Genomic DNA, 13,659 nt, shown 5'->3' with positions numbered 1-13,659 from the left:
ATCGCCGTCACTGCGATTATGGCACAGCCAGTAGCCGCGGCGATCGCGGCGAGCCCGACGGGCATCGTGTTCGTAACCAAGGACGAGCGGGCGCCCAAATCTCGCCGCTGCCATCCCGGCCGGGCGTCATCGCTACGTCAAGGCCTTCTTCTTTGCGCTGGCCTTGTGCCTTGACGCGACGCGTCGGCCGGCTCGCGGATCTGACACATCGAGGACAACGATTTCTGTCCTCGACGTCAGATTCTCCGGCAGGTCGGAACGAAGCATCTGTTCCATCTCAGAAGCGGTGGTCGGCTTGCGTCGACCGCCCCGTGCTGTAACAGGCTTGTAGGAGCCAAACCAGAAGACGACATAGATTCCAAACCGATCCGCACCCACATCCGCCGAGTAACCCTGTAGCTGGGTAGATGCCGCCTTCCACACGTCCTTATGCCAATGGCGCTTTGCCTCGAGCGGGAGGTTCCATCCTTTGTTGGAGATGAAAAGCAGGTCGGCGCGTGTTTCCGCAGCCCGCTGCGCTTCGGGCTGTAACGGGACGTCAATACCGAAGTGTTTTAACCGCGTCCGCAGTTCTCTAGCCAGGGCGTCGCGGCAACGATTCTCTGTCTTAGGCGTCCTGGGCTTTTCGCTCCAGTAGCTGTCCCATCCATTCAGTGGGTCGCTTTGGATTCCGGCCTGAATATAGCGGAGTTGTTCAACCACCACGGCAAAGAGGTCGGCCGGGTTGACCGGTGCACCGCCCGACAGCGCGTCTTCAATCGCTGCCGGCTCCGGCGGCTCGAAAGCGCGGTCTCGGGCCTGCCGCTTTTGGTTCGCCAACGCGTGACGAAAGTCATCCCGCCAGGAGTCGCCGAGCGATGGATTTGCCGCCAGCAGTTCCAGCGCGGTCCGTGCCAGCGGATCGGCGTTGTTCTGGATAAAGTCTAGGCAGGCCCGCGCTGCGTTGCCGCCCGGATAGATGTCGCGTTCGCCGCGAGCGCAGGCCTCTAGCACCCCTTTAGCAATGAGGATACGCTGCGTAGAATAACCTTCGCTTAACCGGGTTATCAGGTTGTAGTGATCGCTCAAGTTACCGGGGCGGCCACTGAACGCAACTCCAAACCTTTCGCGGTAGGCGTTTGGGTCGTGCGCGAACGCGACGCACACCCATAGGTCCTGATTTTCCTTGCCTATCGATTCCGATTCTAGCGCTGTATGGGCTAGGGCAAGCAATTGGTTGCGTGACAGTATCGCCGCTGCCGTTTGGAGCAGCTGGCTCAGCGCATCGCAATGCATTCCTGGAAATTTGCTCAGTACCTCACACAACGCTTCGGCGGCAAACCGCCCTTGATCGGCAGCCTCGTGCAGTACCCACGAACCGGAGAGCGAGGACTTTGCTCCATGACTCAGGGCGCTCGTCCAGAACGCCGACAGCGCCGCAGATCCATCTGAGCCGGCACTCGTCAAATGATCCAGCCCCCAGCGCAACAAACGCTGGGAAGCCATGGGGTCGTTCGCGGCCCAAGCATGGCTCGATTTGATAGCCACAATGGCCGCGGACAGGGGCAAGTCCAGACTAGCACCTGCGTCCGCTGCAAGCAGTTGATCGACGCCGGCGAGCACAGACAGCTCCGCGTGATTGGTCTGCAGCGTTGCCTCGAGGCGGCCAAGTTCTTCAGCATCAAGCGCCAAGGTCGCTGCGACCTTCCGCCATCCTTTTCCCACGGCAATGGCCAGGTCATTGCCCATCAGCTCGATGACGCGATCAAATCCGGGCTCGATCGAGGTTCCCTCAAGGTCATTGCCAAATCGGTACTGAGCGGCCAAGGCCAGTAGTGCAAGAGCCGATCCGTCCTCGAGCGCCTTAGCATTGCGCCTAAACTGGCTCACAACCTTACGGACATGTCGAGCTCTCTCAGCTGCAAATTTCGCCTCATACATTTCGTGCTCGATCTCGACCGCACTCTTTGGTCGGCCGTTCTCCAACAACTCGATAGTCGCATCACGATCGGCTGTCGGGCCCTGCGCCTTGACCCATGCAAGCACCATGGGCAGGATCGCGGGATTGACGCCCTTAAGCATGGATAGGTCTACAGCCATTGCACGACACTGATCGATCCCAAGTCGGCGAGTGATACTGCTGTCCGGGTCGAGTAGCGCGAACGCGACTTCGATCGAGGGCAAGAGCCCCGTCCGGAAACAGAAAACCGACACGGGCCAGGCTCCCGAGCCGCGCTTGTCGGCCTCCGCGATGGCTGCCAGAAATTCGATCTGCCGCTGGGCATCCGCCGACAGCCACGTCTGCAAAGCCGTGCGAACGGAATCGGGGGCACTTTCCGAGGGATAGGGGCGAATGTTGGCGAGCCATCTCTCCACGCTCGTGGCATCGGGAGCTGGCGACGCCTTTAGGGCGTTTGCGAGTACTTGGTCGAGCAGCCTGCGGATCTCATGGGTCGGTCCTCTGAAATTTTGTCTCTTGAGCTCACCGTGCCAGTTGCGTTCCAGCAAGGTGGGACGATTACTGTGTTCTAGCTTGCGCGAGATCGTCCAGAGCCGGCCGGATACTGTTCCTTCCTGTGTCTGAGCATAGTCAACAAGTAGCTGTTCCAGCTCCGCATCGCTCAAGGCATCGGGCGCCAATTGGCCGGCTATGCGTATGCGGAAGAGGGTGTTGCCGTCAGACTTGGGTAAAGCCGAACAGGTGCGAAACAGCGTGAGGCGACCGGCCTCGGGGTCCACCTCGCCCGCCAGCCATGCCTCAGCCGCGCGCTGTCGTTCGTGATCGACACGTCCATCGTCCAGCGCAATGTCTAGCAGAATCGGGCGCAGCCCGGCAACGGGCGGTCCGTAGCGCAGCGCCTCGGTTACGGCAAAGAATCGATGTGTCACCCCGTCGGGATAACGAAGCTCCCGTTCAAATTCCGTCGCAAGGTCGCTGCCCGCTAAGCCGCCGACGGCTGTATCGCCGTCTTGGTTCGCCAGGAACCACGGATCGTCCTGATCCAGGCGCCGCCATAGCTCGTGCCGCTCGTCCGGAGACAATACTGCGGCGTCGCCATACACCAACACGGAGACCGGATCTTGTCGGATTAGGCGAAGCGCCTCCTCGCACAATCCCTGGCGTGACAGATGAACTGCAGTCCAAGCGTAGACGCCGCGCAGGTCGGTGGGCGGCCGCCCACCGGCGGTCATCAGCGCCAGAATTCGGCCGAGCGGGACCCGTGGCTGATTCTTTCCGCCCGACACAGCCTCGGCTAGCGCTCGACCGGCGAGAAACTCTGCGATCGTACGATGCATTGGCGCGAAGACGCCTTCGCCGTTGCGCTGGAACAGCGCGGTATCGAGCGCGAGGCCCACTTCGCGCGCGGCCAACCGCAACGTATTGGTCGCGAGATAACGAGCCCCGCCCGCCGCAGCGCTTATCGGCTGATTCCGGTGCCAAAGTCCCGCTCGATTCGACAGCAGAAGCAATGCGCATAGCTTCTCCGCGTGGGCCAAGATCTCCAACGGTGAGCGATCGCGGAGTCTCCGCTCGTCATACTCATGCGCCAGCTTCTCCGTCGCGGCGTCGAAGAGCTCGAAGCGGGACCGCGGCACGCTGATAAGGCCGGCCTTGATAAGCAGCGACAACGAGAGCGGGTTCTGCAGAAAAGCGCGGGCGGAGAGAGCCTCGGTACGGTCGCGTGTCTCGGCGGCATTTCGGCCTGTCAGTGCAGCGATGATCTCGTCGGCCTCATTCGTGTCTAGTGGCTCGAGGGTGGCGATCACGATATTGCGCCCGGCCGTCGCCCGCTGCAGCACGGTCAGGTCAGAGGCGCGCCAGTCAACGGCCCGGCAAGATAACCACCAGCGTGACGCCCTGCATTGGATCAGCTTGGCCGTGAGCTTTTCGACGGCGGAGGTACTGTCCGACCGGTATTCGTCAAGACTGTCCAGGAAGAGGGGCCGCTCGCCCGACACGGGGCTGCCATCGATGAACCACCGAACGTCGGCGAATTCTCCGCCCACCTCGGTAGACAGTTGCTCCAGCACGGTCGACTTGCCCATGCCCGGTTCGGCGAGCAACACAACGTGGGGAAAGGCGGATAACTGGCTAATGCGCTCAAGGGGCGGTCCTTCGCCAGGCTGTTGTGACAAGAGTCTGATGCGGCGGTCGAGTTTCGCAACGAGGCCGGGGCTGGTCATGAAGATCGGATTGAATGACGTGATTCCGACATTCTATTGCTATGGGCGAGGCTGTCGGCCCGGCAGCTCGACCGTTCTTGAACCCACCTTTACGCTGACGCAACATTGGTGCCGTCTGCTTGGCCTGCCAACCACGTACCGGCGGATCGCGCTGCTACTGACTCTTGTGCGGAGGCACGTTATCCCAGCCATCCTGAGCCTCGTCAGCCGCCTGGATCGAAAGTCGCGCGGCTTGAGCTGAACCCGGCTTAATGTGGAGTCGAAAAACCGCGATATTTTGCGTGCCCACAAACACATTGTTGAGTGCATCCGAATATTTTTTCTTGTCGACCACAAGCTCGTTTTTAGTCAGGTCCAAGACCGAAAGAGGGCTAGCAAGGTAATCCGGCAGTCGGATCATTTCATCGAACCACATTGCGTCTTCCGGCCTTTGGGTTGGATCAGGGATAGCATTGCCAAACTCGACGCCCGCTATAGAAATACCTAATTTCTCCGCCATCCCCGCAACATTGTAATTCAAGAAATCCCAAGCGACACCATCGCAGTACTCTGTTATTTTATCGCGATCCGGAAACCAACCTATCAGCTCTGACTTGCGTTCTCTCAACAGCGCAAGCGTTATAAATGAATAAAAAATGGAAAAAAGGCATATTTGAGAAGCAAGACTTGTGCTGAAATTCTTTTTAAGAGATTCTTGTCTAAGCTTATACGCCCTCGTCAAGGTCTCTTGCGAGGCTTTTTTACGAATCAAAGATAGGGTTTTCTCGATTGCTTTTTTGGCGTTGCGGGGAGAGGAATTTCCATTCTCGTCTTGAAAATATTTATATTTCCTATCAAGTACAAAACAAAAATGATAGTACTCGTCGGATCTCAGTATTGAGGTAGCTGCTTCGGTAAGGTCGCGCGAACTTTTCCAATCGCTCGGCAGGGAGCTCGCAATTTTTCTTTGGATGCTTTCCGGTGCAGCATCATGCGGCAGCACCGAAAATGCAAATATAGTGTTAGGGCGCTTCGCGTCGATGCAAAAATCGGCTGCAATCATCCATTTCGAAACGTGCTTTTTCCCGGCCAAAAACCCCTGAAAGTCCTTTAGGAGCCCTTGATCAAACGTATCAAATATGCAATTCAGTATGTCGAGCGGATGAAACATGAGGATAGTGGAAAATTAGTGCGCAACTGAAGGCTAAGCCTTTCGTAGTCATAAACATGGCCGGCACGCCCGCTGCAGATCGACACTCGCTTTCGGTTACAGCGGGACAGAAGCAACGTTATGGGGCCGGAAGCCGCCCCTCACTGAAGCTAACGAACTCGCCCGCGCAAATAATAGCCTGCCAGGCCTGGCCAAGAGCCACCCGCGTACACGTGGTCGTCACGTGATTACGTGCGAGTTAACCGGCTTGCCTAACTCAGGTTCCATGAGCCGCCTCGGTATTGGTAGGTTCTGTCGAGGATGCCCGTCAGCCAGCCCTGCACCGTCGCAGTCTTGAAACCACCGAACTGCACAAGGTACCCGGCCTCGGTATCAAGCATCGCCACCGGCAGTTCGGGCAGCATGCCGGTTCCGATGCCCCCTTGCGGAAACACGTTGCCGAAGTCGCGTTTTATAAGCAGGCGCGAGGTAGCCTTGCTCAGAGTGAAAAAGGTCTCCTTGCGGAGCAGCCAATAGCAGTCGATGCCCGAAGCCGTGTACCTTTCCTGGCGACGGGTGAAGTCGCGCAGATGTTGATAGGAACGTTGCAGTTCGATCGCGATGGTGCGGCCGGGAACAGAGAAAAGCACATCGGCCTCCCACTTATCGCCCAGCGTTGATTTTCCGGAAGCCTCCTCGCTGCCCGCTATACCCATATCTTCCAGAGCGGCCAGCACTGCCGCTTTACCGGTCCTGTGCCACCTTGTCTCAAGCGCTGTGGTGCACTCGTCCGACAGGTGGGCGAAAAATGGCAGTCCGTTGATGCTCGTCTTGGGCACCGCCGGCGCCCCGCAGCAAAACATCACGAAGTCGCCAAGTTGCGACACTCGCTTCAGTTCCTCCCACTCAGCTTCCGCAAAGCTGGTCGCGTCCACCGGACGACCGTCGCGAGTCCTTACTTTTTGCGTCATATCGTTGACCTATTTCTGTCCTGCGCCTCACGAACGATCAGCCCGACTCCGTCTGGGCCCTGCACTTGGTATGCTGGGCGCCCCTCGTCATTTATGAACTCTTGCACCCAGCCCGCGTCCGCCGGCAGCTCTGGAGAGGTACCCCGTAGAGCCCCGATCAAGACAGTCGCGTCACAATAGACAGAGGCTTCAACCGGGGGGCCATTCCAACGACCGCGGAGTTCCGTGAACGGAGCGACAAACGCTTCCGTAGTACCTCCGCTCCCAGCAATTATGCGAACGCGTTCGGAGATCTCGCGCGCGATACGCGGTTGCATGTCGAGTGCCTCTGTTCGTAGCGCGTCGCCCAACAGCGCAGCTGTCTCTGGCATGCCGAGGAGCCGGCAAACGTTAATCAAGCTGGCCCGTTGGGCCGCCAGCAGCACGTCATGAGGCGCGCCCTCGATTCTCCGCGACGACCCTGACCAGTCCATGTGATCGGTGCCCAGTGGCGTGCCTTTGAACTGACCGTACGCCACCAGCGACCGAAAGCGCGCAGAGGCATTCGGCCCACCCAGTTCGGTCACTACCACACAGCCCTCTGTGGGTACCACTGGACCATAGCCGGGTAGAGACACCTGTTGATCGCGGTTGGGCCAGATCTGTCGCACCCAATGCTTCTGGGCGGCGGGCATTGTCGCACTCCGCGCGCCTTTGGCTTCCAACAAACACACCGCCAAACCGCCGGCGGATTCGTGGTCGGGCCGAAAGAACACAAAGTCTGGGCGCTTGCCGGTCTTCGGCGCCCCACAGTCCTCCCAATGCGCCCCCCAAAAATACCCTGCCTCTGTCATCTGCAGGAGCGCAAAACCCGCGCCCAAGGTGCCGGAATGGTTGGACTGGTTGAAGTCTTTAATCTGCTCGATTCCCGAACCCATGACCCAGCCCTGCCTGCTCTCGTTTGGAAGGCAAACGGTGAGCGCCGCCGTCGCCGTTGCGTGTGCCACTGCGTAACCAGTGCCACTAAGTGTCGGACCGATCTTCGTAGCCCGCACCATAGCGAGGTGTAGCAACGCCTCGCTGACCAACGCGCCGGCGCCAGGCGTAACAGATTGCCAGTGCCAAAACGGGACGGCTGAAATGAGGTCAGTCTTCTTGTGAATGGGAACACGGAGCATGAAATCTGGCTTGAGCCGGGGAGACCACGATTGTCACTTACTCGGGCTATTCGCCGCACCGGCCCGGCCAATTTGTTACGTGACAACCGCACCCTTCCTATCTGTTAAGGTACTGTTGCATTACTTGCGTGATGCTACTTAGTTTGTTTTTCAGTACATGATAACCGTACTTATCATGTACCCATAAAATAAGGTACGGGTCACCTAGCATTGCGCACACACGAGGCCATATAATGTGACGAATTCGCGCGCAATCCGCGCCGGCGCTGGGCTGGCAGGCGTCGCGGCCCCGACCGAACCCTATGAACCGCGATCCCGACACCCTTCAGCAGCTTACCCACGCCCACCTGGAAGCCGCCGCCGACGCATGGCAGGCGGGCGAGCGGGTTCCGGGGCTGTCGTCCAGCACCCCGTGGGAGGCACAGATTGCCGGGCAGTGGTATCCGAACAAGGCCATCCTGGCGCTCGCGCACCGCCTGGCGGGCTTCGGCGAGCTCACCGCCAGAACGCTGGCCGGTGCCGCCGGCCGCCAGCGGCTGGCGGCAATGGGTGTGCCACTGAGAAATGCCAGGGGGGAACCATCCTCTGATACCGGCCCAGAGTGGTCGCGGCTGGAGGCGCACGACGTGGAATCGGGCGCCGCCGAACTGTCCCGGGAATTGGAACACTGGATCTCGATGAAGCAGATCGCCCACAAGCCGCACGAGACCGGCTGGCGCGTCGGCGTCGGCGACCTGTGGTTCAGCCCCTATGGGCTCGGCATGGCGGCCTGCGCTGCGGCGGGACTGCGTTTCGACCGGGAGATGACACCCGTCGAATATGCGCAGTATCGCGCGCACCTGGAGTCGCTCGGCTTTCCGGTGAAGCGTGGCCGGACACCGACCCGCACCACACCCACTTGGGGCGCCGGCGAGTTGCGCGCCGCGGCAGCGGCGCTGGTCGGGAGGGAGCTGGAAGCCGCAAACGGCGCCGACGGCGAAAGCGAGCCGCTCCAAGTGGTCCTGGACGGCCGGGCGTACCCAGCGTCCGACCTGCTTGGTCTGCCGGCGGGCCAAACGCCCACCGCGCAAGACCGGGCCGCGATCGCCGAGGCCGGCGGCGCCCTGCGGGCCGCCCCGGACCCCCTCGATACGGCGCTGGAAGCGCTGGCCGCCCAGAGCGGGCTGCCCACGGAAGTGGCGCGTCAGGTGCGGGGGCGGATCGGGCAAGGACGGTTCCGCGACGCGCTGCTCCAGGTCCACGGCCGCTGCGTCCTGACTGGCATCGCGATCCCGGCGGTTCTGCGCGCGGCCCACATCCATCGCTGGGCTGACTGCGCCGATACGCCGACGGCCCGACACGACATTGACAACGGCCTGCTGCTGGCCGCGAACCTCGACTGCCTGTTCGAAACAGGCCTGATCGCATTCGACGATGACGGTCAGATCCTGATTTCACCCGAACTGGACGAAGCCGCGCGCGACGCGCTGGGCCTGAGACCGGACCTGCGGCTAGCGGTTGTGCCGTCGGCTGGCCAGCGCGGGTATCTCGCTAAGCACCGCGAACGCACCCGCGCCATGCGCGAGGCTTCGGCATGACGACGCCGGCGATTGCCGTCGAGGCGCCTGCGCGGCGGCGCCGTACCGTCACGCGCCGCCAGCTGCATCGCGGACATTTCGGGTTCCTGCGGGCCATCATCCAAGGACTGCACGCCCGGGCCATGTGGGAACGCTACCTGATGGAGGAGGGCGAGATCGAGGCCGACCAGGAACTACTGGGCCGCCTTGCGGAGGGCGAGAAGCCCGACGGCGAAGCCGATCCCGCTGCCCATGCATTCGCCTCGCACCCCAAGGTGCGGCGGGTCACCGCCTGGCTGCGCAGCGAGCTGGTTGCCGCCGCGACCCGGGCCCAGCGCCCCGGTACAGCCCGCCGCCTGAAACTGGAAGCGAAGGACCTCCGGAGAATCGGCCAGAAGGGGTTGGGCCTGCCATCGCTTGAGGAGTTTGTGGCGGAAACCGGCATGGACGGCTTTGGCGAGTCCGAGCAGCTGGCCGCTTACCAGGAGCGCTATGGCAATGCCCTCAATCGCGAGTCCAAGCGCGCCAGGATGATGCGCCGCCAGCTCGAGGCGATCGACTGGCTCGAAGAACGGTACGCCCAGCCCGTCCTCGCCGGCGACGCCTGCCGGGCGTGGCTCGCCGAGCCGCTCGCTGACCGCCTGGCGGCGGCCGGCGTCCTCACATTGGCGGATCTGCTCGACCGGATCGACGGGCTGGGCGTCGGCTGGGCCCGCGGCCTGCCAGCGATCGGCGCCGGCAAGGCTAGGGCTATCGAAGCCTTTCTTGCCACCCACGCCGAGACGCTGGGCCGGACCATTGGCAACCACGTGGCCGTCCCGCGCCGCAAGCGCTATGCGCACGAGATGGCCACGGTCGTCCCCCGCGGCAAGGCCAACGCCCTGGTGCCGCTCGACAAGCTGGTGCTGCCCGCTCATCTGGACGGTCGGGACGGCGCCTACCGGTTGCCGCAGGCGCGCTGCCTGATCAACGCCCACAATGACTATGAAGCCGTGCTGTCCTGGCTGCGCTCCAAGCCCGGGCTGCCGCCGGACCGGGTCTTGCGCCTGCGGGAAAAGCGTAAGGACGTCGGCACTGGACATGGCCCTTACGATTGGCTGCATTACCTGTCGAACACCCAGCGCGCCTACCGCAAGGAGGCCGAGCGCTTCCTCCTGTGGTCGATGCTAGCCCGCGGGAAGCCGCTGTCGTCCATGGACACGGACGATTGCATGGCCTACCGGGACTTCTTGGCCGACCCGCCGCCCGAATGGTGTGGCCCGCGCTCGCGGGAGCGATGGACACCGCTCTGGCGGCCCTTCGAGGGACCGCTGAATCCGCGTGCCCAGGGCTATGCGATCGGCGTGCTGGCCAACTTGTATGCGTACCTCAACGCCAAGAACTACCTGTCGGGCAATCCCTGGCAGGGCGTTCATGTGCCCACCAGCGCCAAGCCCGAACTCGACGTCGGACGCAGCCTGACCGAGGGCCAGTGGACTTTCGTCAAAGGGTGCCTCGCATGCCTCCCGGCGACATCGGCCAATCGTCGCCTTCAGGTGGCATTGCCGCTGCTGTACGCCACCGGGCTGCGCCTGTCGGAGGTGGTGGCGGCCAGCACGGACGACCTGGAATGGGTGAGTCTCGCCCAGCCCGGTTCCGGCGAGCGGGAGGAGGGCTGGTGGCTCAGCGTGATCGGTAAGGGCAACAAGCTGCGCCGGGTCCCGGTACCGGACACCACCGTGCAGGCATTGGGCGAGTACCTGCAGTCGCGTGGGTTCGCCTCTGATCCTGCCCGATGTCGCGGGGTCGCGCTGCTGGGCCATGCAACCGACCAAGCCGAAAGAGCGGGGGATTGGGCCAAAGTGGACACGGCCCCGGCCGAGGCGGGGGTCGCGGCAACCACGTTGTACCGGCAGATCAAGCGGTTTTTCCAGGCGTGCGCGGCTGAGCTGGAGGCAGTCGACGCCCGCGGCGCTGCGCGCCTCGCGGCAGCCAGTACGCACTGGATGCGTCATACCCACATTTCCCATGCGTTGGCTGCCGGCGCGCCACTCGAGACCGTCCAACAGAATGCGGGACACGCTTCACTCGATACCACTACTCGCTACGTAACTACCGAAGAGGCGCGACGTATGGCGGCAATGAAACGATTCTTTGAGGGAGATATTGCATGACCATTCTCCTAAACGAACAGCAGATTCGGTTCCTCCGGTCCATGGACGATGCCGGCGTGCAGTATCTGGTGATTGGGGGCTGGGCGTTGCGAGCCCACGGCGTCGATCGCCGAACCCATGACCTCGACGTTTGGGTGAGTCGATCGGGTGACAATCCAGAGCGGATTCTCACGGTCTTACGCGGCATGTGCGGACCAGGCGCCGACCGCTTCCTGGGGCCACTTCATGAACCCTTGAAGCGGCTGGCGATGCCTGACTCGGCAAATCCTGAGATAGACATCCTGACTTCCATCGGTGACCTGGATTTCGATGCTGTCTACGCCGCAAGCCATATGGCAACCGTTGGGACCATGCTGATCCGCGTACCCAACGCCGCAGACCTGTTGCGGACGAAACTAGTCGCAATAGCCTCGATACAGGAGCGCATCAACAGCGGTGAATGGGATGGGAACGACCTCGTCCAAGCTGAACTGCAGAAGGCAAAGGACCAGGTCGATATCGATCTCATGCAACACAAGCTCCATGACAGCACGCCAAGATGAAACGACATCAGGACGCTCGAGCAGATGCTCACGGAAAGAGACGCCAATGAAATACGAATACACCTTTATGGACATTGTTGAGGGTGAACCCGACACCGCCACCATGCTCCTTCAGATCACCACGGACGTGCCGGTGCCTCACCTGGACAAGGGCAATATGGTGCGCCCCAAGAACGGACCGGCTGCCTATATCGTTGATCGCGTGTCCATGAACCTAGACAGGCTCGGCGAAGGCGTAATTGGCATCGCCGTCTTCGTAGTTCGCTAAGCCTCCGACAACCCCGGCCCACCACCACGCGGCCTGGTGAGCGCGGCACCGACGCCTCTCTCCGGATCATGACCTTTTACTCGCTTGAACCCCCTGTCCTCAAGCAGCTCGCTGACAGTTCGTCTCCGATGCTGGTAACGGTTGATTCGCCAGAGTGGGCGAGGAACGCGGCGGAACAGTTAGGCTACTATTTCAAGCGCGAGCTGGGGTTCGATTTTCCTCCGATGGAAGCCGCCGAGCAAAGGGCGCATTCCAGCTTCACCCCGTACGAGATCTACCTCTTTCACGAGATCGCGTACGACTTGCTCGAGGAGGATGGTCCCGCTTCTCATCGCGTATTCGGCGCCTGTGGACTGCGACACGTCACCTTCGAGAGCGAAACCGAGCCCCGGTGGGAAATGCAATGGGTATGGCTGCACCCGTACTTCCGGCACCGCGGTCATCTTGCCAAAGTCTGGCCCTTTCTCCGTCAGCAATACGGAGACTTTCTCATCCAAAGGCCCTTGTCTCGGGACATGGAAGTATTCATTGCAAAACACGACACAACTCGCCGCCCACCTGCCTAAGCGCGCCCCTAGCGGTCTCGCCCCGTTGTCGCTTCTGCACCCGCCCACGCGCGCGTCGGCGGGTTCTTATCGTCCGCCGTCTGGCGGGGATTTCCCCTTCTAGGTTTCATGCACACAGAACGTAGGGCGCCGCTGATTTTTTGCGCCCCCCTGCGTGCCGGTAGCGGCCGCGGCCCTGATTGCGAACGTCACCGAGCAAAAAGCTATAAACCCATCGGCTACACCTCCCACGATTAATTCAATCACGGAGGGACCAATGCGCTGGCTGCTGCTGCTTTGCCTGCTGCTGTCGTCGTGCCCGGCCTACTAAGCCACCACAGCGACATCCAATGACTGCCCGCCTACGAGCGGGCTTTCTAGCCGAGCGGCACCTTTGGAGGAAAACAGTAACAGTTTGTAACTTTGCCGAGTGCCGCGACTAAGTAAGTAGGTGGAGGCCAGTTGCACACTGGTCGTCACGCGGTTGGCGCAGCTGACTAAATACGTTTCTCAACAACTTTCGCGCGGCCATACCCGGTTAGCGGCAACTCTATAAGGATTTAACATGGATTTCGAGTTCGACTTTATCGACGGCCAAGGCCGCCATATCAAGGTCTCTGAGAATAATTACTGCTTCCAAGCGTGGCACGATGGCCACCTGCTCGGTGGCCTAGAATTTTCTTACATTGAAGGGGATCCCCCCAATGGGGACGTACTGCTGCTGGTCAACGCCCACCTGGAAAAGTTACCCGGATACACCGGTTGTGGCATTGGCACCGCCATCGTCGAATGGGTGGCCGAAGCGTACGGCTGTCCGCTGGTGGTGCGCGAGCACGACGGTATCGTGCGGAACGACGGTTCGCATCTGACCGGCAGCGGGCCGGCGTTCGCCGAGGCGATGGTCGCGCGCAAGCTGATGTACCGGTACTAGGAAGGTGAGTCCGTCGGACGAGGGACCATGCATCGGGAGGAGCAGCCTAGGCTGGGGCCAAGCCTACAATTTGGACAAGGCTGCGGCCAACTCGTCCCAGAGCGCGATGACTCGATCGGCCTGACGAACGACGTTAGGAAAGCAGCCTCCTGAGGAAGAAAATCTAGGGCTGAAAATGGAGATCCATCAACCAACTGAAGCACGCAATGCTCAAACGGATCAAGCGCTGGTACGAAGGTGAGT

At 61.2% G+C, this 13,659-nt stretch carries 9 protein-coding genes; 6 read left to right on the top strand and 3 right to left on the bottom strand.

Translation table 11 applies throughout. The features are described 5' to 3' along the window. Nucleotides 1-132 precede the first annotated feature (132 nt). The 3 genes from AAHB16_RS15185 to AAHB16_RS15175 all read right to left on the bottom strand — a co-directional run bounded on the left by AAHB16_RS15185 (nucleotide 133) and on the right by AAHB16_RS15175 (nucleotide 6,264). Nucleotides 133-4,164 (bottom strand): NACHT domain-containing protein, encoded by a 4,032-nt coding sequence (locus tag AAHB16_RS15185; RefSeq protein WP_342051331.1) that lies wholly within the window; start codon nucleotides 4,162-4,164, stop codon nucleotides 133-135. A gap of 154 nt (nucleotides 4,165-4,318) precedes the next feature. Further along, complete coding sequence (locus AAHB16_RS15180) at nucleotides 4,319-5,314, bottom strand: hypothetical protein (RefSeq protein WP_342051330.1); 996 nt, start codon at nucleotides 5,312-5,314, stop codon at nucleotides 4,319-4,321. 251 nt (nucleotides 5,315-5,565) lie between these two features. Beyond that, nucleotides 5,566-6,264 carry a competence protein CoiA gene (locus AAHB16_RS15175; protein ID WP_342051329.1) on the bottom strand — a complete coding sequence of 233 codons (699 nt, stop codon included), beginning with the start codon at nucleotides 6,262-6,264 and terminating at the stop codon, nucleotides 5,566-5,568. A 1,459-nt stretch (nucleotides 6,265-7,723) separates the two neighbouring features. Here AAHB16_RS15175 and AAHB16_RS15170 point away from each other — a divergent pair. The 6 genes from AAHB16_RS15170 to AAHB16_RS15145 all read left to right on the top strand — a co-directional run bounded on the left by AAHB16_RS15170 (nucleotide 7,724) and on the right by AAHB16_RS15145 (nucleotide 13,416). Next, nucleotides 7,724-8,998, top strand: a complete 1,275-nt coding sequence (locus AAHB16_RS15170) for an HNH endonuclease (protein ID WP_342051328.1) — start codon at nucleotides 7,724-7,726, stop codon at nucleotides 8,996-8,998. Next, complete coding sequence (locus tag AAHB16_RS15165) at nucleotides 8,995-11,130, top strand: phage integrase family protein (protein ID WP_342051327.1); 2,136 nt, start codon at nucleotides 8,995-8,997, stop codon at nucleotides 11,128-11,130. Before AAHB16_RS15170 ends, AAHB16_RS15165 begins: the two co-directional genes overlap by 4 nt. Next, nucleotides 11,127-11,672 (top strand): hypothetical protein, encoded by a 546-nt coding sequence (locus AAHB16_RS15160; RefSeq protein WP_342051326.1) that lies wholly within the window; start codon nucleotides 11,127-11,129, stop codon nucleotides 11,670-11,672. The genes AAHB16_RS15165 and AAHB16_RS15160 overlap by 4 nt, the downstream gene beginning before the upstream one ends. A 46-nt stretch (nucleotides 11,673-11,718) precedes the next feature. Then, nucleotides 11,719-11,940 (top strand): hypothetical protein, encoded by a 222-nt coding sequence (locus tag AAHB16_RS15155; RefSeq protein WP_342051325.1) that lies wholly within the window; start codon nucleotides 11,719-11,721, stop codon nucleotides 11,938-11,940. 68 nt (nucleotides 11,941-12,008) lie between these two features. Next, nucleotides 12,009-12,506, top strand: a complete 498-nt coding sequence (locus AAHB16_RS15150) for a hypothetical protein (RefSeq protein ID WP_342051324.1) — start codon at nucleotides 12,009-12,011, stop codon at nucleotides 12,504-12,506. A 544-nt stretch (nucleotides 12,507-13,050) separates the two neighbouring features. Beyond that, nucleotides 13,051-13,416, top strand: coding sequence for a hypothetical protein (locus AAHB16_RS15145; protein WP_342051323.1), 366 nt, complete (start codon nucleotides 13,051-13,053; stop codon nucleotides 13,414-13,416). Nucleotides 13,417-13,659: the final 243 nt, after the last annotated feature.

Source organism: Cupriavidus sp. OTU4054 (assembly GCF_038440175.1).
GTDB classification, from domain to species: Bacteria; Pseudomonadota; Gammaproteobacteria; order Burkholderiales; family Burkholderiaceae; genus Cupriavidus; species Cupriavidus pauculus_D.
The sequence above is the reverse complement of the archived record's forward strand: the minus strand, read 5'-3'. Positions and strand labels throughout refer to the sequence as shown.

Bases quoted from the DNA above. Each gene is read 5' to 3' on its own strand.
- AAHB16_RS15160 (WP_342051326.1), top strand. From the start codon at position 11,127: ATGACCATTCTCCTAAACGAACAGCAGATTCGGTTCCTCCGGTCCATG.
- AAHB16_RS15165 (WP_342051327.1), top strand. From the start codon at position 8,995: ATGACGACGCCGGCGATTGCCGTCGAGGCGCCTGCGCGGCGGCGCCGT.
- AAHB16_RS15150 (WP_342051324.1), top strand. From the start codon at position 12,009: ATGACCTTTTACTCGCTTGAACCCCCTGTCCTCAAGCAGCTCGCTGAC.
- AAHB16_RS15185 (WP_342051331.1), bottom strand. From the start codon at position 4,164: ATGACCAGCCCCGGCCTCGTTGCGAAACTCGACCGCCGCATCAGACTC.
- AAHB16_RS15145 (WP_342051323.1), top strand. From the start codon at position 13,051: ATGGATTTCGAGTTCGACTTTATCGACGGCCAAGGCCGCCATATCAAG.
- AAHB16_RS15170 (WP_342051328.1), top strand. From the start codon at position 7,724: ATGAACCGCGATCCCGACACCCTTCAGCAGCTTACCCACGCCCACCTG.
- AAHB16_RS15180 (WP_342051330.1), bottom strand. From the start codon at position 5,314: ATGTTTCATCCGCTCGACATACTGAATTGCATATTTGATACGTTTGAT.
- AAHB16_RS15175 (WP_342051329.1), bottom strand. From the start codon at position 6,264: ATGACGCAAAAAGTAAGGACTCGCGACGGTCGTCCGGTGGACGCGACC.
- AAHB16_RS15155 (WP_342051325.1), top strand. From the start codon at position 11,719: ATGAAATACGAATACACCTTTATGGACATTGTTGAGGGTGAACCCGAC.